We start from the raw sequence: 17,395 nt of genomic DNA on the forward strand, positions 1-17,395 counted from the left end.
CCTGTTCACCGCCTCGCGTCTCGTACACGCCGGGCGATTCGACTCTTCGGCCATGCTTTTACGCAAGGCCACCATCGCGAGAAATACGATGATCTACAGCATGACTGGCTATGCGAGCGCGACACGCGAACTCGTCGCGGCTTCGGGCACGGGCGGCGTGAGCGTGTCGGTCGAATTGCGCACGGTGAATTCGCGCTTTCTCGACCTCAACTTCCGTATGCCGGAAGACGTGCGTGTGTGCGAACCCACGCTGCGCGAAATGCTGATGAACAAGCTGTCGCGCGGCAAAGTGGATATTCGCATCAATCTGCAGCGCAGCGAACAGACGGCGAACGCGGGTTCGATCAATCATGACGCACTGACGCAACTGGCGCTGCTCGAGCGCACCGTGCTCGCGACGTTTCCGGAAGCGGGCCGTCTGCGCAGCGGCGAAATTCTGCGCTGGCCGGGCGTGCTCGCCGAGACGGGCGTGGCACCGGACGTGCTGCGCGACGCGGTGCTCGCGTGCGGCAAGCAGGCGATTGCCGATCTGATCGACGTGCGGGCCCGCGAAGGCGCGCAACTCGCGACGATGCTGCTCGCCAACGTCACGGAAATGGAAGCGATCGTCACGAAGATCACGCCGCTCGTGCCGGAGTTGATTACGAAGCATCAGCAGAAGATCGTCGAGCGCTTGCAGGAAGCGCTCGGCATTGCGGCGCCGGATACGGCCGCGACGATCGTGTCGCGCGAAGAGATCAACGAGCGGATTCGCCAGGAAGTGACGATGTACGGCATCCGTATCGACATCGCCGAAGAACTGTCGCGCCTCACGGCTCACCTGAACGAAACGCGTCACGTGATCCAGAAGGGCGGCAAGGTCGGCAAGCGGCTCGACTTCATGATGCAGGAGCTGAATCGCGAAGCGAACACGCTCGGCTCGAAGGCGGCGGCGAAAGAACTGGCAGATTCGTCGATGACGCTCAAGCTGCTCATCGAACAGATGCGCGAGCAGGTACAGAATCTGGAATAAGGCGGGAGCATCACAACATGACCGATCATCACACACGCGACAGCGGCGCGCCGCGCAACCCGTATGCCGGCGCATATCCCGGCAACCTGTTCATGGTCGTCGCGCCTTCGGGCGCCGGCAAGTCGACGCTCGTGAATGCGCTGCTCGCCCGCGACGAAGCGATCCGTCTGTCGATCTCGTACACGACGCGCCCGCCGCGTCCGAAGGAGCAGGACGGCGAGCACTATCACTTCACCACCGTCGACGATTTCATGCAGCGTCATGATGCCGGCGAGTTTCTCGAAAGCGCAGAAGTGCACGGCAACTACTACGGCACCTCGCGCGTGTGGATCGAGGAGCAGATGAAAAGCGGCCATGACGTGCTGCTCGAAATCGACTGGCAGGGCGCGCAGCAGGTGAAGAAGCAGTTTCATAACGCGGTCGAGATTTTCATCTTGCCGCCGTCGCTCGAAGCGCTGGAAGAGCGTCTGAAAAAGCGCGGTCAGGATGAGCCGAACGTCATCACGCGACGTCTGCTCGCAGCGGGCAGCGAGATGGCGCATGCGGCCGAAGCGGAGTACGTGGTGATCAACGAGAACTTCGATCGCGCGCTCAGCGAATTGCAGTGTCTGGTGGCCGCGACGCGTTCACGCTTCGCCTCGCAATACGCGCGTCATACGCAGCTTTTTGTGCAACTCGGCATTCACCTTCCGCACCCCTGAGCGCGGCGGCGATTCGAGCACATAAGGTAGAATAAGCAACATACTGAGAAGGAACCCAACATGGCCCGCATTACCGTCGAAGACTGTCTCAAACAGATCCCGAACCGTTTCGAACTCGCGCTTGCCGCGACCTATCGCGCGCGTCAGCTCGCTCAAGGTCACACGCCGAAGATCGAAAGCCGCGACAAGCCCACGGTCGTCGCGCTGCGCGAGATCGCTGCCGGCCAGGTCGGTGTCGAAATGCTGAAGAAGGTGCCGGTTTAAGGCGCGCCTTCCCCGCTTCTGATTATTGATTCGCCACATGTTTCTGGCGCGTTTTCCAGTCACACCTGCTTTACCTGATTGCATCAACGTGCAGACCGGCGTCCACTCCTAACCGCTACGGAGGCGAACATGAGCACCACCCCGCCCACCGCCACGGAAGCGGAGCACGACGCCGATTCACCTTCGTCCGCACGCAAGTACATCGACGCGGTCCTCGAACAGTCGTTTCGCCATCTGTTCGGCCCGACCGCCACGCCGGAGCAACCGCGCCGGCATGACGTCGTTTCCATTGCCAAGCTGACGTCCGCTTTGTCCGGCTATCTGCAGCCGGAGGAAATCAAGGACGTCAAGGCGGCCTTCCATTTCAGCGACGAAGCTCACCTCGGCCAGTATCGCCAGAGCGGCGAGCCTTACATCACGCATCCGGTTGCCGTCGCGGAAATCTGCGCCGGCTGGAATCTGGACGGCCAGGCCATCATGGCCGCGCTGCTGCATGACGTGATGGAAGACCAGGGCGTGACCAAGGCCGAGCTCGCCGAGCGTTTCGGCGCGAAGGTCGCTGAACTGGTCGACGGTTTGTCGAAACTCGACAAGATGGAGTTTCGCAATCGCGAGGAAGCGCAGGCGGAAAACTTCCGCAAGATGCTGCTCGCAATGGCGCGCGACGTCCGCGTGATTCTGGTCAAGCTCGCCGACCGGCTGCACAACATGCGCACGCTCGGCGCGGTGCCGCCGGAAAAGCGCCGCCGCGTGGCGCGCGAAACGCTCGATATTTACGCGCCGATTGCACACCGGCTCGGTCTGAACAATACGTATCGCGAGCTGCAAGACCTGAGCTTCGCGAACTTCAATCCGCATCGGTACGCCACGCTCGAAAAAGCCGTCAAGGCCGCGCGCGGCAACCGGCGCGAAGTGGTCGGCAAGATTCTGGAATCGGTGCAGCGCGCCATTGCCGACGCGAAGATCGACGCGGAAGTCACCGGCCGCGAGAAAACCATCTTCAGCATCTATAAGAAGATGCGCGACAAGCAGTTGTCGTTCTCGCAGGTGCTGGATGTGTACGGCTTTCGCGTGGTGGTCGACAGCGCGCTCGAGTGCTACACCTGCATCGGCGCGCTGCATGCGTTGTACAAGCCCGTGCCGGGCAAGTTCAAGGACTACATCGCCATTCCGAAGGTGAACGGCTATCAGTCGCTGCACACCACGCTCGTCGGCCCGTTCGGCGCGCCGATCGAGTTTCAGGTGCGCACGCGCAAGATGCACGAAATCGCCGAAGCCGGCGTGGCCGCGCACTGGCTGTACAAGAACGGCAGCGCCGATCTCAACGACGTGCAAAAGCGCGCGCACCAGTGGCTGAAGTCGCTGCTCGACATTCAGAGCGAAGCCGGCGATTCGAGCGAATTCCTCGAACACGTCAAGATCGATCTGTTTCCGGATGCGGTCTACGTGTTCACGCCGAAGTCGAAAATCATGGCGCTGCCGCGCGGCGCCACCGCGCTCGACTTCGCGTATTCGATCCACAGCGACCTGGGCAACCAGTGCGTCGCGGTCAAGATCAACAACGAATTGCTGCCGCTGCGCACGGAGTTGAAGAGCGGCGATATCGTCGAAGTCATTACGGCGCCGTATTCGAAGCCGAATCCCGCGTGGCTCGGTTTCGTGCGCACCGGCAAGGCGCGCTCGGCGATTCGCCATTATCTGAAGACGATGCGCCTGAACGAATCGGTGCAGCTTGGCGAGCGCCTCGTCGATCAGGCGCTGAAGGGCTACGGTCTCGCGCTGTCGGACGTGACGCCCGAGGCATGGGAAAAGCTCGTTCAGTGGACCGGCAACAAGAACGGCCAGGAAATCTTCGCGGACATCGGTCTCGGCCGGCGCGTGGCGGCGGTCATGGCCAAGCGCATCGAAGTGCTGATGAGCGGTCGCGACGCCGACGACGACTCGCGCTCCGATTCCGGCTCGGCGCCTCATGCGCCGCCGGTCGTGATTACCGGCACCGAGGGCATGTCGGTGCAACTGTCCGCGTGCTGCCGTCCGATTCCCGGCGACGACATCATGGGCTACATCGGCATCGGCCTCGGCATGGCGATCCACACCACCGATTGCCGGGTTGCCCAGCGCATTCACCGGCGCGATCCGGCGCGCTGGATCGACGTGGCCTGGGCGCCGCAGCCGGGGCGTCTCTTCGACGTCGCGGTGAAGGTGCTGGTGAAGAACACCAAGGGCGTGTTCGCCCGCGTGGCCGCGGACATTACGTCGGCGGACGCCAACATCGTGCACATCGCGATGGACGAAGATCTGTCGCAGGAATCCACGGTTCTGCGCTTCGTGATCCAGGTCAGCGACCGCGTCCATCTTGCCAACGTCATGCGCCGCGTGCGCACGAATCCCGACGTGATGCGCATTGCGCGCGAACGGCCGAGCGACGACGGGCATCATCGGCATGACGGCGGCAGCGGCATGCGGATCGAGCGCGAGCGGGCCGATTACTGATCCGGCGCGTGCTGGTGAAGCAAATGTCGTTTCTTCTGCAGGAACACACCGGCGATAGGCGAGTCTGACCTGAAAACTCAGGGAGAACGCTGATGAAAGTAGCTGACCTAGAGGGCCTCGCACTCGACTATTGGGTGGCCCGCAGCCTGCACGACTTCGTGCGCGAAATCCAGTTCACCGACAGCGGCGAAACCGTCTCGATTCGCGGCAACGACCGCGGTCGTCCGTGGGACGGCCGCTTCACGCCGAGCAAGTCGTGGGATGCCGCGGCGGTCGTGCTGGAGCGCGCGCGTCGGATCGAAATGCGCGAGCGCAGCGAAGAGGGGCCGGCACAGTGCGTCGCGGAATTTGAAGGCGGTCGCGGACCGGTGGAAGGGCGCGCGGACTCGGTGCGCGTGGCACTGCTGCGGGCGTTTGTCGAAAGCCGGTTTGGCGATAGCGTCGGCGACGTGCTGCATGAACCGCAGTTGCTGATGGGCGTTAGCGCGCGGCGCATTGCCGAGGCGACGGCGGGCGATACGTTCGAAGACGTTCCGAGCCCGGACGGACATATCGGCGATATTCAGTCGCCGCCGCGGCCGTAAATAAGTGGGCTGCGGTGAATCGCGCCGCGGCCACGAGTGGCTGGTCGAATCGAATAATCGGAGTAAAACGGCGGCGTCGAAAAACGGCGTCGAAAAAACAAAGGGCCTTCCGATTGGAAGGCCCTTGAAAAGTGGTGCGGCTGGCAGGATTCGAACCCACGACCCCTTGGTTCGTAGCCAAGTACTCTATCCAACTGAGCTACAGCCGCACGCGAAACTGGTAAAGCGAAATTGGGTAAAACGTAAGGGCCTTCCCGGAGGAAGGCCCTCGAATAAGTGGTGCGGCTGGCAGGATTCGAACCCACGACCCCTTGGTTCGTAGCCAAGTACTCTATCCAACTGAGCTACAGCCGCACGCAGAAACGAGATTATAGCAAAGGTTTCAAAAAAGGGAAGCGTGTAACTGCGATTTGTCTCATTGCCATGATCGTGTACCCTAGTGAGGCAGTCGTTTGCTGCAGCTTATGGATCATCATGAACAAGGCCTTTGTCAAAGAGTCGAGCGAAGATAACGACGACGATCTCGACGTCGCCCAGCCGGACATCCCAGCGGGTACCAAGAACTACATCACGCCGGCGGGCTACCGCCGCATGCGCGACGAACTGCTGCATCTGATCGACGTCGAGCGGCCGGAAGTGGTCAAGCTCGTGTCGTGGGCGGCGTCGAATGGCGACCGCTCGGAGAACGGCGATTACATTTACGGCAAGCGTCGTCTGCGCGAGATTGATCGGCGCATTCGTTTTCTGACCAAGCGTCTCGATCTCGCGGAGATCGTGGACAGCAGCAAACAGGAGAATGTCGATCAGGTCTTTTTCGGCGCCACGGTCGAATATGCGACGCAAGACGGCGACGAGCATACGGTGACGATCGTCGGTATCGACGAAGTCGATCTGGACATCGGGCACGTGAGCTGGATTTCTCCGATCGCGCGAGCGCTGCTGAAGGCGAAGGTCGGCGATACGGTGACGTTGTATACGCCTGCCGGACCGCAGCCGATCGACATACTCGACGTCAAATATCCGCCGCCCGATAACGGCGGCTAGTGTTCTATCCCGGCTGCGTCCGTTCGAGCCTGCCGCGTCCATCGCCTTCGCGCGGCGTTCCGCGCAGGCAATAAAAAAGGCGCCGCAAGCGGCGCCTTCCATGTCGCGAGTCCTGCCTGCCGCTTTAGAAGCGGTGACGCAGGCCCGCCGTGACAGCGATCTGCTTGTTGTTGCTCGAAGCAGCCAGACCGTTGATGTCCGCGTTAACAACCGCGTTCTCGTTGACTTGCTGGTATTCACCCTGCAGATAGACGTCCGTGCGCTTGGACAGTGCGTATGCCGTTTGCAGGTTGAACTGGTTCCAGTGCGGACGGGTGCCGGCGAGGCTGGCGCGCGTGTACGTGTACGAACCGGCGATGCTGACAGCCGGCGTCAGAGCGTAGCGAGCGTTAGCTTCGAAGTTCTGGAAGTGCGCGCTGTCACCACCGAAGGCGACGCCGCCCGTCTGGCCCGACGCGCCTGCGCCGATGCCGGCGAGGCCCGACAGGTTCGTCTGCGAGTACACGAGACCGACGGTTGCCGGACCGAACGCGTAGCTCGCGCCCGCGCCCCACGTCTGCTGACGGCTAGCGAAGAAGGTGTTGTCGCTCGACACTGCGCCGCCGGCGTTGAACGCCGCAGCCGCGCCCGTCGCGCCGTTGTTGTTCAGTTGCAGGTACGCTGCGCCGACATTCAGGCCGCCCCAGTTGTACGATGCGCCGGCGCTGTAAGCGCGGTTGTTGGCGAAGCCGTCAGCCTGGTTCGAGAAGCCGTACAGGCCGCCGAACTTGAAGCCGCCGTAGTTCGCGCTCGTGTACTTGACCGAGTTGTTGATGCGGAACGAGTTGTTCAGGTTGTCGTTGTCGAACGGATGGGCGAACTGCGTGCCGCCGTACTGCGTGCCGGTCAATGCCAGCGGGCCGACGAAATCGACCATGCTGTCATATTGACGGCCGAGGGTCACGGCGCCGAACTGGTTGCTCGACAGACCGACAAATGCCTGACGGCCGAATTCGCGGCCGCCTTGCTTCAGCGAACCGTCATTGATGCCGAAGCCGTTTTCCAACGTGAAGATTGCCTTCAGGCCGCCGCCGAGGTCTTCAGCGCCGCGCAAGCCCCAACGGCTGCCGTTCACCGAGCCGCTGGTTTGCTGCCAGTTGCTGTGACCGTGCTGGTTGTTGGTGTACGTGATGCCGGCGTCGATCAAGCCGTACAGAGTGACGCTGCTTTGGGCGTGCGCCGCGGTGGCAAAAACGCCCGTCAGGGCTGCGACCATGAGAGTCTTTTTCATCTTGTTACTCCGAAAGCAAGAATTGGCGGTGAATGCTGCTTCGGAAAACCTTCACGCGGACGCTGCGAGAGGCGTATCCGCGAGAAGAGCGTCTGAATGCGGCGCTGTTTTCCGGTTACGCAAAGTGTAGAGAGACCGTCTAATCAATGGGCGTTTCTGTTTGCGCAATAGAGTATTACGCCATTCGAAACGATATGCGGACGCGTTGAAAGCCCCGCCGGTTAAGGCTTTCGAGAGTACCAAGGGCTCATGCAAGGGGTGCGGAGGAATTGGCGTTGCTTATATACGACGCTTATCCGATGCAAAAAAACAACAAGAGCGGCTATGCGAAGTTATTGTTGTTGTTAATGCAATAGACGATTGTTATTTGTGTGAATAATCGGACTCGGAAATAAGCGCTATACTGAATTACCGCTTTCCGAAGCGGACTTTTTCGTTGTCGAAAAAGATCTCCAAACCTTTGTCAGCGCGACTTCCCAGTCGCGCTTTTTTTTGCGCGCTCAGAACTGCGAAGCCCGATTTGGCGCGTGACTTCCGCTCAATGCGCCGGTGCGGCGTAGTCGGTGTTCCACCGTTCGGTCGGCGTCGAGGAACTCCAGTCCTCCATGACGTAGCGCCGGGCGTCCATCGGCGACGACAGCAGGTTTTGCCAATGATCGCCGTGCCATACCGGGTCGAATTCGAGGGCCGACGAGTTCTGCCGGTCTGCTTCGGCACTGGAAGTGCGAGATGCTTGCGACGGTGATTGAGCGAAATGAGGGATGAGCCGGGCAAGAATGAGGCGGATGGTATGGAACTGCATGGCAATCTCCTGATGCGCATTACTGCAAATACATAGCTTCATGATGCGGTTCGCTCGGCGAGGCGAACAAGTCGGAGAAACACTTACCAAAGTCACAAATCGTTACAAACGTCGCGTGCATTTCGGGAAGTCTTTCTCTTTTTCTGTGCTCGCGTTAAAGGAGGAGTAAATTTGACGCGAGCGCGAGTATCCAAACGCCGGTTATTTCCGCCATTCGGCTAACTTTTCGCTTATCCAATGCCGTACTTAAGGACTATTAAAAATTCACTTGACGGTGATTCACCGCGCCCCGTATAACGGCAAAGCTGAATTCAGTAGCCGCTCCGAGTGCGCAATGCCTCAGGGATATTCCTTATGGATAAGATGGCAATGGATTGAGGCGTTGAGGGCATTGCCCGATTTGATAATTCGTTGAGGGAAACTGGAAAATGGAAACAGGTATCGTCAAATGGTTTAACGATGCTAAAGGTTTTGGCTTCATTACGTCCGATTTGGGTGGCGAAGATCTCTTTGCGCATTTCTCGGAAATCCGCAGCGAAGGCTTTAAATCGCTGAAGGAAAACCAGCGTGTATCTTTCGACGTCAAGGCCGGCCCCAAGGGCAAGCAGGCGGCGAATATCCAGCCGCTGTAAGCAGTAGTGCCGCTGCCCCGTAGCGCGCGGGGCAGGGTCCGCTGCTAAAGGCCCTCGCGATTCATCGCGGGGGCTTTTGTTTTTATTCGCTTCGGTCGGGCGTGTGGTCCGGCTGGCGCGATCTACGCACGGTCGGCGGCCGCCAACTAGTGCATACTTGGCGCAAAGTCACGCGTCCAAGCATTCTCTCCATGTCCGAACAGTTTTTGGCCGAACCGGCCTTCGCAGAGCCCATCGTCTTTGTCGATCTTGAAACCACCGGCGGCTCGACCAGCGAGCACCGCATTACCGAGGTCGGCGTCGTCGAAGTCGGGCCGGCCGGCGTCACGCGCTGGAGCAGCCTCGTCGATCCGCAGCAACCGATTCCGTCCTTCATTCAGCAGCTGACCGGCATCACGAATGCGATGGTGCGCGGCGCGCCGACATTCGACGCCATCGCGCCCGAACTCTTTGCCCGCCTGAACGGCAAACTGTTCGTCGCGCATAACGCGAGCTTCGACCGGGGTTTCTTGCGTGGCGAATTCCGGCGCGCCGGTATTTCATTCGACCCGGACGTGCTGTGCACCGTGCGCCTGTCTCGCGCGCTGTTTCCGTCGGAAAAGCGTCACGGCCTCGATGCGCTGGTCGAGCGTCATTCGCTCGTGCCGTCGGATCGCCATCGCGCGCTCGCCGACGCCGATCTGATCTGGCAGTTCTGGCAGCGCCTGCATGGCCTCGTGCCGCTCGACGTTTTACGGGCGCACATCGAGCGCACGACCCGGCGCTACCGGCTGGCCGGCAACATCACTGAAGATCTGCTCGAGACGGCGCCTGCGGGCTGCGGCGTCTACGCGTTCTATGGAGACGACGACTTGCCGCTGTATGTCGGACGAAGCGTACGCGTCCGTCAGCGGCTTCGCGCGCATCTGACAGGGGAGCGCCGTTCGTCGAAGGATATACGGCTTGCGCAGCAGGTTCGGCGTGTCGAATGGCGCGCGACGGGCGGCGAGCTGGGCGCAATGCTGACAGAGGCACAGTGGATCGCGGCGCTGCGGCCTGGGCACAATCGCGCGCCGCGCGTCGCCAAGAGCGATCCCATCGACGCGCCGTGGCCGTTTGTCGGGCCTGTCGTTTTCGAGGAGCGCGAACAGGCGTCGGAGGCGTGCGCTTTTCATGTTGTCGACCGCTGGTGTTATATCGGCCATGCGCCGTCGCTGGAGCAGGCGACCGAGTTGCACACGTCGCGTCTGGATAGCAGCGGCTTTGAACTTTCGACGTATCGGATTTTGCAAAGCCATCTCGCACGCGGTTTGCGGATGACGCCGCTGACGGTCGTGAACGCGGAGCCTGTCGTGGGCGTTGCCTGACCGCTTCGCCTGCACATTCACCCGCTCGTTCCGCCCGATCGTGCAAGCCCGGCAGCGCGATCAGTCCACGCCTTCCTCCTGGCGTCCGCCGTCAGCCCGTCGCGCCGACGCCGCCGCTTTCGCACACGTGTCCAAGCGCATGAGTTAGCGCATTCGACCGGGTCGAGTCATAGCGGGTCAGCGACTTCCAGTTAGCAAGCGCCTGAGCGACGCGCGACGGACAGTCCGGCGCCGCGCGCAGCGGTTGCACGCGGGCGAGGCCGGCGACGAGCGCCTGCGTCAAGCGGTCCAACTGAGGGCGCGTGCTCGTCGCGAGGTCCGGCGCCGGTTCTTGTGGCGGCTGAGTCGCGCGCCAGTTCGCGAACAGCGCGTTTTGCACCTCTTTGCTGGCGTCTATCTGATCCTGGAAGAAAGCGCGCGCGAACGCCGGATCCACGTTGGCCGCCGCGGCTCGCTTTTCCACATCGGCGAGCAGTGCCTGTTCGCGCGGCGTGTCGGTGATCGCTTGATGGTTGGCCCACTTCCAGCGCGCCACCGGCTCCGCGAGCGCAAGGCGTTGCGACGCAAGCGCGATCACGTTGGTTAGCGCGGTATCGTCGCCATCGGCAAAGGCGGGGGCTGGCGCGAACGCGGCACAGGCGAAGAGCGCCAGCGCGCACGGCGCAGCGAAGCGAAACAATCGATTCATGGGATCAACGGTCGGCCGGGTGGCCCGGAAGGAAAAACCAGAAGAATAGACGATCTACGATCGCACAGGCGCGCTCCCGGGCGCAGCCGCTGCTGGAAGCAGAGCACAACCGATGCTCGCGCAGCGGAAGCGCGCAAGCGCAACGACAGGCGCCGGCACTACGCGGCGGCAGTCCGTCTATTGGTAGCGTCCAAACGAAAGCGATCGGGGAGCGCGCGAGCCACCAGACCTCATGCACGAGACACGAAGACCGCTGCTGCGTTGCGCCACTGCACAGTTACTTTGCGTCGCACGACTTACGTTGTTCGTCGAAAAAGGCGCGCACGTGCTCCGGCAGTTCCGCACCCAAAAATTCGACGCCGACAGGTTCCGGATCCGGGCTGAAAACTTTGTCCGGGGTCGGAATCTTCGGTGGTTTGGCATCCATGATCTTTCTCCTTTACAAACTCATTATTCCCTCGGGCCCCGATTAGCACCAGTGCCCGATTAACATCACGCGTTCTTTGTTGCTTTAACGGCACAGCGCACCATTTCAGCAGAGTCTTCTGATTAAATTTATAGGTTCGCAGCTTGTGTTGTTCTGTGGGCTTGCGTACGTTCAGCGCATCAATTCATCGGTAGATTCCCTGGCGCCTTGTCAGGCGGGCCGCCCAAGCACTGCCGCCTCTCGGTCTCGCGAGTCCGCTCCTGTTCATTCCGGGTATTCCCCGATTCAAAGCTTCTTGTGCGCCGCCGCATCGGAATCGTTTTCCGCGCTAAAAGGCGAACGTTCGTTTATTACCGACCCGGACCTTATATCGCGAGAAAGCTTTACCTCTTTGTAAACGAGCGACGTGTCGCGCCGTTGACGATCCACGGCCTCTTTTTTCAAACGCGACTTAAGACTTTTTAGGAGTTTCACTGAATGGTTTAAGCATTCGGCCGGCGTTGCATTCCAGCTCGCGCATTTCGCGACAAAACATCATCGCTCGATGACAACGCCGGCAGCCGCGATCCTGGCTTCTATGATGTGGAGACGTATCGGCAACCGAGAGTGCGTTGGGCAACGGACGCGCGTCTGCCGATGCGGAAGATGGTCGTCTTCGCCTTCAGAGAGTGGGTCATGGAAAACGCTGTGTACTGGAAGGGACGTCAGGTCGGCATCGAATGCGACGGCCGCATCTCGTGGTTTCCGTCAGCGCCGCAGGAAGCGGTCGCTGCGTATTGCGGCGACGAACGCAGCAACGTCGAGCAGGGCGTCGCGACAAACGATTCCGTCGTCGCGCGCAACCTCGTCACGATCGCGCGCTTGCACGGCGACTGAGCGGACTTTTGCGGATAGCCAAAGCCAACTAGTAACCGCAAGACGCGTGTTGTCCCAACCTCGATAAACGCATCGCCAAAACAAAAAGCCCAGTCACGAGGACTGGGCTTTTTGCTTGAATCTTGATGGTGCCGGAAAGAGGAATCGAACCCCCGACCTTCGCATTACGAATGCGCTGCTCTACCGTCTGAGCTATTCCGGCATCAGGAGAAGCGAGATTATAGGGACTTCTTTATTGGCTTGGCAAGCCCCTCGGTCAATTTTTTGTTTCGAGATGGTAGCGGGTCACGCGGTCCACTTCGTTCTTCGAGCCGAGGAACACCGCGACGCGCTCATGCAGGCTCTTCGGCTGAATATCGAGAATGCGTTTCTCGCCGTTGGTCGCGGCGCCGCCTGCCTGTTCGACGATAAACGCCATCGGGTTCGCTTCGTACATCAGACGCAGCTTGCCCGGCTTGTCCGGCGTGCGCTTGTCGGCCGGGTACATGAAGATGCCGCCGCGGTTCAGGATACGATGCACGTCCGCGACCATCGACGCGATCCAGCGCATATTGAAGTCGCTTTGACGCGGACCTTCCTTGCCTTGCTTCAGTTCGCCGATGTACTGCTCGACGGGCGGATACCAGTGCCGCTCGTTCGACGCGTTAATCGCATATTCGCGCGTCTCGACCGGAATGCGCATGTCGCTTTGCGTAAGCACCCACGAACCGAGTTCGCGGTCGAGCGTGAAGCAGTTCACACCGTTACCAGTGGTCAGTACCAGTACGGTTTGCGGCCCATACACCGCATAACCCGCGGCGACCTGCTGCGTGCCCGGCTGCAGGAACGACTGCTCGGTAGGCTGCTGGCCGTCCGGGCAGCGCAGCACTGAAAAGATGGTGCCGATCGACACGTTCACGTCGATGTTCGACGAGCCGTCGAGCGGATCGAACACGAGGAGATATTCGCCCTTCGGATAGTTCGCGGGAATAGGAAAGAACTGCTCCATTTCCTCCGATGCCATGCCTGCCAGGTTGCCGCCCCATTCATTCGCTTCGAGCAGGATCTCGTTCGACAGAATATCGAGCTTCTTCTGTACTTCGCCCTGCACATTTTCGCTGCCCGCGGTGCCGAGCGCATCGCCCAACGCGCCCTTGCTGACGTGATAGCTGATCGCCTTGCAGGCCCGCGCGACAACTTCGATCAAAAGGCGCAGATCGGCCGGCAGGTTATTGGTTTCCCGCTGCTGCTCGATCAGGTACTTCGTGAGAGTGGTACGACGTTGCAAGGACATTGCTGTACTCCAGGAGGCTTGAGGAATATCCGGATTTTAACCGCTCGGTGTGTCTGCCCCGTGCTTTTGCTGTCGGTGGAGAGATGAAAAACGCGCGCGACGCGGCCAGTGAGCAGCAACGAGCATAACCGGCGGCCAAAGCACAACCCAAAGCACAACCCAAACCACAACCGGCCGGTCAGCCTTTGCGCCGGACCTTGCCCGCCGCGGCGCTGCCGCTCACGCTCGCTGCGAGCGCCGCGGCGCGCGCATGTTCCGCGGAAACCTTGGGCAGCTTCGGGCGATCGGCCTTCGGCATGGGTTCGATCTCGCGTTCGATCTGCGCGCCCGCCGCGGCCGTGGCGACGCGCAGGTCGTAGGCGATTTGCAGATTGAGCCAGAACTGCGCGCTCGCGCCGAAGTAGCGCTCGAGCCGCAGCGCGGTGTCAGCCGAGATCGCGCGCTTGCCACGCACCACGTCGTTGATGCGCGGCGCCGGTACGCGCAACGCAAGCGCGAGCGCATTGACGGACATGCCGAGCGGTTCGAGGAATTCGCTGCGCAAAATCTCCCCCGGATGGATTTCCTCGATGCTGTCTCCGGTGTCGATGCCGGAGAAATCGGTACTGTCCAGATCGGAGCGTTTGATGACCATGTCGGTCTCCCAATAATCAGTGATAGTCGACAATCTCAACATTCAGCGCCTCGCCGTCGATAAAGTGAAAACAGATGCGCCATTGCGCATTGATCCGGATGCTCCACTGCCCGCTGCGCTGCCCCTGCAACGCTTCGAGCCGGTTGCCGGGCGGCGCATGCAAACTATGGACGGTGTCCGCGGCGTCGATCATCAGGAGCTTGCGATACGCGAGCGCCTGGATATGACGCGGCAGCGCATGCACGAACCTGCCCTGAAAAATTCTTGCCGTAGCCTTGTCGCCAAATGTTGTGATCATGGGAATGATATAACGCATCGCGTTAAACGTAAACCGTTAATTGAATGCGTTTACTTTCCCTCAATGCGGCGCTTAAGAACAGTCGGCCAAATGGCTAACGTCGACGTGAACCTGCCACCGGGTCGTCGCAACACAAGGGCGAAAAAAAGCCGGCAACGCGTGCCGGCTTTCGGGGTTGAGAACCGCTCAAACGCGCATCATGCGAGCGCCTTCTCGACGATTTCGCGCACGTCGCGCGACTTCACTTGCGACGCCACTTTCTCCAGCGCCGCACGCATGCCATCGCGTAGCGTCGGCGTGAAGCGGCGCCACAATTCGAGCGAGCGAGCGAGGCGGGCGGCCACTTGCGGATTGATTGCGTCGAGCGCGATCACCTGGTCGGCCCAGAACGCGTAGCCCGAGCCGTCTTGCGCATGGAACTGCGCCGGGTTGGCCGCGCAGAAGCTGAAGATCAGCGAGCGCGCGCGATTCGGATTTTTCAGATTGAAGGCGGGATGCGTCATCAGCTTGCGCACGATTTCGATCACGGGGCGCTGCGCACTGCCACGCTGCGTGGCCTGCAACGCAAACCACTTGTCGATCACGAGCGGCTCTTTCTCGAAACGCCGGTAGAAGTCGTCGAGCGCGTGCTGCGCCTCGGCGCTGCCGCCATTGGCCGCTGCGGCGTTGAGCAGCGCGGACAAGGCCGCGGCGCGGTCGGTCATGTTGTTCGCGGCCTCGTATTGCGCCGACGCGAGCCGCACGGCTTCCGCCGGATCGTCGAGCTCGGTCAGATACGAGAGCGCGAGATTCTTCAGAGCGCGATGTCCGGCCGCGGCCGGCGTGGCTTCGTACGGACCCGCCGTGCGATGCTTCTCGTAGATGCTCAGCCATTCGCCCTTGAGCGCATTCGCGAGACGCTTGCGCACGAACTGCCGCGCCGCATGCACGGCCGCCGGATTCGACTCCGTCATCTGCTCGGCCAGATAGGCCTCCGACGGCAGCATCAGCGCGAGTTCGCGGAACGCCGGCGACAGCGATTCGTCCGTGAGCACGCGCGCGAACGCGGCGACCACCGAGTCGTCGAGTTGCAGTTGCGCGCCGTTCGCCGCCTGTCCGGCGAGCGTCAGCAACTCGCGCGTGGCAAGGCGTTGGCCGGCTTCCCAGCGGTTGAACGGATCGCTGTCGTGCGCGAGCAGGAACGCGAGCTGTTCGGCCGGATAATCGTATTCGACGATCACCGGCGCCGAGAAATTACGCAGCAGCGACGGCAACGGCTCGTCTTCGACATTGACGAACGTGAACGTCTGCTCGGTCTGCGTCAATTCGAGCACGCGCGTGGTCGAGTCGGAAGCGCGCGCTTCGCCTTCGAGTTGCAGCGGCAGATCGTTGCCGTCCTTGCCGATCAGACCGATGGCGAACGGAATCAGCAGTGGTCCCTTTTGCGTTTCGCGCGCGGCCGGCGCGGCGTCGCCATAACCCTGCGTGAGCGTCACGCTGTAGCGCCGCGCCGCCGCGTCGTAACGGGTGCGCACCGACACGCGCGGCGTGCCCGCCTGGCTGTACCAGCGCTCGAACTGCGCGAGGTCGCGGCCGTTCGCGTCGGCGAGCGCATGACGGAAATCGTCGCACGTCACGGCCTGGCCGTCGTGACGCTTGAAGTACAGGTCCATGCCCTTGCGAAAACCGTCGCGGCCGAACAGCGTCTGATACATCCGCACGACTTCCGAGCCTTTTTCGTAGACGGTCATCGTGTAGAAGTTGTTGATCTCGACGTAGCTTTCCGGGCGCACCGGGTGAGCCATCGGGCCGGCGTCTTCGGCGAACTGCATCTGGCGGAGCACGCGCACGTCTTCGATGCGCTTCGTCGCGCGCGCCGCTTCGTCGCCGCTGCTGGTCAGTCCGGCGGCCATGTCGGCGGAGAATTCCTGATCGCGGAACACGGTCAGGCCTTCCTTCAGGCTCAACTGGAACCAGTCGCGGCAGGTCACGCGGTTGCCGGTCCAGTTATGGAAATACTCGTGGCCGACCACCGCCTCGATGTTCGCGAAGTCCGTGTCGGTCGCCGTTTCCGGGTTCGCCAGCACGTACTTCGTGTTGAAGATGTTGAGCCCCTTGTTTTCCATCGCGCCCATGTTGAAGTCGCTCACCGCGACGATCATGAAGCGGTCGAGATCGAGTTCGAGGCCGAAGCGTTGTTCGTCCCAGCGGATCGAATTGATCAGCGAATCCATCGCGTGACGGGTCTTGTCGAGATCATGCGGCTCGACCCACACCTGCAGCAGCTTTTCCTTGCCCGAGCCGGTTTTCACACGCTCTTCGAGCGCAACGAGCTTGCCGGCGACAAGCGCGAACAGATAGCTCGGCTTCCTGAACGGATCTTCCCAGCGCGCGAAATGACGGCCGTCCGGCAGATCGCCTTCCTCGAGCAGATTGCCGTTCGACAGCAGCACCGGATAATCGGCTTTGCTGGCTCGCAGCGTGACCGTGTAGGTCGACATCACGTCCGGCCGGTCGAGGAAATAGGTGATGCGCCGAAAGCCCTCGGCCTCGCACTGCGTAAAGAAGTTTCCGCTCGACACATACAGGCCCGAGAGCGTCGTATTCGCCGCCGGATTGCAGATGCTGGTGAGCGTGAGCTCGAAGCTGTCGGGCACGTTGTCGAGCACCAGCCCGTGCTCGTGCGGATGCGCGTTGGCGAACGGCTGACCGTCGAGCGTCGCGCCGACGAACTCCAGTTGTTCGCCCATCAGTTCGAGATGCGGCGCGCGCGCGGCGTCCGGGTTGCGGCGCACGCGCATCGTGTTCTTTACGACCGTGCGTTCGGGCAGCAGATCGAACTCGAGCGCGACGGTGTCGATCAGAAAAGCGGGCGGCGCATAATCGGCGCGGCGGATCACATTGGGCGTTGCGGTATCGGCCATGGCGTTCTGTAGTGATGGGACTCGAGCGGCCGGCGCACGAAGACGCGCGAGCCGGGCTTGTCGAGCCATTGTACAAAGCCTCGGGCAATCGTGCGGCGCGCGCTTTTCAGATAGCCGTTCGGCCGATGCGCGCTCGGACGCCCGCACC

At 61.4% G+C, this 17,395-nt stretch carries 17 protein-coding genes and 3 tRNA genes; 9 read left to right on the forward strand and 11 right to left on the reverse strand.

From position 1 onward, the window contains the following. Positions 1 to 88: 88 nt before the first annotated feature. The 5 genes from C8K18_RS00105 to C8K18_RS00125 all read left to right on the forward strand — a co-directional run bounded on the left by C8K18_RS00105 (position 89) and on the right by C8K18_RS00125 (position 5,054). On the forward strand, positions 89 to 1,012 hold the full coding sequence (locus C8K18_RS00105; RefSeq protein ID WP_107710705.1) for a YicC/YloC family endoribonuclease: 924 nt from the start codon (positions 89 to 91) through the stop codon (positions 1,010 to 1,012). Between the two features lie 17 nt (positions 1,013 to 1,029). Beyond that, a complete protein-coding gene (gmk, locus tag C8K18_RS00110) occupies positions 1,030 to 1,713 on the forward strand; it encodes a guanylate kinase (RefSeq protein ID WP_006050176.1) in 684 nt (227 codons plus the stop codon). 60 nt (positions 1,714 to 1,773) lie between these two features. Further along, positions 1,774 to 1,977, forward strand: coding sequence for a DNA-directed RNA polymerase subunit omega (rpoZ, locus tag C8K18_RS00115; protein WP_006025620.1), 204 nt, complete (start codon positions 1,774 to 1,776; stop codon positions 1,975 to 1,977). Positions 1,978 to 2,106: 129 nt separating this feature from the next. Next, positions 2,107 to 4,470 carry a bifunctional (p)ppGpp synthetase/guanosine-3',5'-bis(diphosphate) 3'-pyrophosphohydrolase gene (locus C8K18_RS00120; protein WP_006050177.1) on the forward strand — a complete coding sequence of 788 codons (2,364 nt, stop codon included), beginning with the start codon at positions 2,107 to 2,109 and terminating at the stop codon, positions 4,468 to 4,470. Positions 4,471 to 4,562: 92 nt separating this feature from the next. Next, positions 4,563 to 5,054, forward strand: a complete 492-nt coding sequence (locus C8K18_RS00125) for a phage protein NinX family protein (RefSeq protein WP_006050178.1) — start codon at positions 4,563 to 4,565, stop codon at positions 5,052 to 5,054. 132 nt (positions 5,055 to 5,186) lie between these two features. Here the strand turns inward: C8K18_RS00125 and C8K18_RS00130 are convergent. Then, positions 5,187 to 5,263, reverse strand: a tRNA-Arg gene (locus C8K18_RS00130). A gap of 68 nt (positions 5,264 to 5,331) precedes the next feature. Continuing rightward, positions 5,332 to 5,408 (reverse strand) — tRNA-Arg (locus C8K18_RS00135). A gap of 120 nt (positions 5,409 to 5,528) precedes the next feature. On the opposite strand from C8K18_RS00135, the gene greB reads away from it, so the two are divergent. Further along, positions 5,529 to 6,098 carry a transcription elongation factor GreB gene (gene greB, locus C8K18_RS00140; RefSeq protein ID WP_029967984.1) on the forward strand — a complete coding sequence of 190 codons (570 nt, stop codon included), beginning with the start codon at positions 5,529 to 5,531 and terminating at the stop codon, positions 6,096 to 6,098. Between the two features lie 124 nt (positions 6,099 to 6,222). Here the strand turns inward: greB and C8K18_RS00145 are convergent, their stop codons facing one another. Then, on the reverse strand, positions 6,223 to 7,368 hold the full coding sequence (locus C8K18_RS00145; RefSeq protein ID WP_006050180.1) for a porin: 1,146 nt from the start codon (positions 7,366 to 7,368) through the stop codon (positions 6,223 to 6,225). A gap of 538 nt (positions 7,369 to 7,906) precedes the next feature. Continuing rightward, positions 7,907 to 8,170 carry a hypothetical protein gene (locus tag C8K18_RS00150; protein WP_006050181.1) on the reverse strand — a complete coding sequence of 88 codons (264 nt, stop codon included), beginning with the start codon at positions 8,168 to 8,170 and terminating at the stop codon, positions 7,907 to 7,909. A gap of 428 nt (positions 8,171 to 8,598) precedes the next feature. Between C8K18_RS00150 and C8K18_RS00155 the strand changes: the two genes are divergently transcribed. Next, positions 8,599 to 8,802, forward strand: a complete 204-nt coding sequence (locus C8K18_RS00155; protein ID WP_107710706.1) for a cold-shock protein — start codon at positions 8,599 to 8,601, stop codon at positions 8,800 to 8,802. Positions 8,803 to 8,993: 191 nt separating this feature from the next. Then, a complete protein-coding gene (locus C8K18_RS00160) occupies positions 8,994 to 10,148 on the forward strand; it encodes an exonuclease domain-containing protein (RefSeq protein WP_107710730.1) in 1,155 nt (384 codons plus the stop codon). Between the two features lie 91 nt (positions 10,149 to 10,239). Here the strand turns inward: C8K18_RS00160 and C8K18_RS00165 are convergent, their stop codons facing one another. Then, a complete protein-coding gene (locus C8K18_RS00165) occupies positions 10,240 to 10,836 on the reverse strand; it encodes a chorismate mutase (protein WP_029967978.1) in 597 nt (198 codons plus the stop codon). Between the two features lie 277 nt (positions 10,837 to 11,113). After that, positions 11,114 to 11,263 (reverse strand): hypothetical protein, encoded by a 150-nt coding sequence (locus tag C8K18_RS33155; protein ID WP_006050185.1) that lies wholly within the window; start codon positions 11,261 to 11,263, stop codon positions 11,114 to 11,116. Positions 11,264 to 11,938: 675 nt separating this feature from the next. On the opposite strand from C8K18_RS33155, the gene C8K18_RS00170 reads away from it, so the two are divergent. Further along, entirely contained in the window at positions 11,939 to 12,139 is a 201-nt protein-coding gene (locus tag C8K18_RS00170) for a hypothetical protein (protein WP_171800576.1), read from the forward strand. A gap of 126 nt (positions 12,140 to 12,265) precedes the next feature. Here the strand turns inward: C8K18_RS00170 and C8K18_RS00175 are convergent. The 5 genes from C8K18_RS00175 to pepN all read right to left on the reverse strand — a co-directional run bounded on the left by C8K18_RS00175 (position 12,266) and on the right by pepN (position 17,247). Continuing rightward, positions 12,266 to 12,341 (reverse strand) — tRNA-Thr (locus C8K18_RS00175). A gap of 54 nt (positions 12,342 to 12,395) precedes the next feature. Further along, a complete protein-coding gene (locus C8K18_RS00180) occupies positions 12,396 to 13,412 on the reverse strand; it encodes a class 1 fructose-bisphosphatase (protein ID WP_006050187.1) in 1,017 nt (338 codons plus the stop codon). A gap of 178 nt (positions 13,413 to 13,590) precedes the next feature. Continuing rightward, the gene (locus C8K18_RS00185; protein WP_107710708.1) at positions 13,591 to 14,046 is read right to left on the reverse strand and encodes a HigA family addiction module antitoxin; all 456 of its coding nucleotides are present in this window, start codon (positions 14,044 to 14,046) and stop codon (positions 13,591 to 13,593) included. 16 nt (positions 14,047 to 14,062) lie between these two features. Then, positions 14,063 to 14,344 (reverse strand): type II toxin-antitoxin system RelE/ParE family toxin, encoded by a 282-nt coding sequence (locus C8K18_RS00190; protein ID WP_029967972.1) that lies wholly within the window; start codon positions 14,342 to 14,344, stop codon positions 14,063 to 14,065. A 197-nt stretch (positions 14,345 to 14,541) separates the two neighbouring features. Next, the gene (pepN, locus tag C8K18_RS00195; RefSeq protein ID WP_107710709.1) at positions 14,542 to 17,247 is read right to left on the reverse strand and encodes an aminopeptidase N; all 2,706 of its coding nucleotides are present in this window, start codon (positions 17,245 to 17,247) and stop codon (positions 14,542 to 14,544) included. Positions 17,248 to 17,395 lie beyond the last annotated feature (148 nt).

Source organism: Paraburkholderia sp. GV068 (assembly GCF_003058125.1).
GTDB classification, from domain to species: Bacteria; Pseudomonadota; Gammaproteobacteria; order Burkholderiales; family Burkholderiaceae; genus Paraburkholderia; species Paraburkholderia graminis.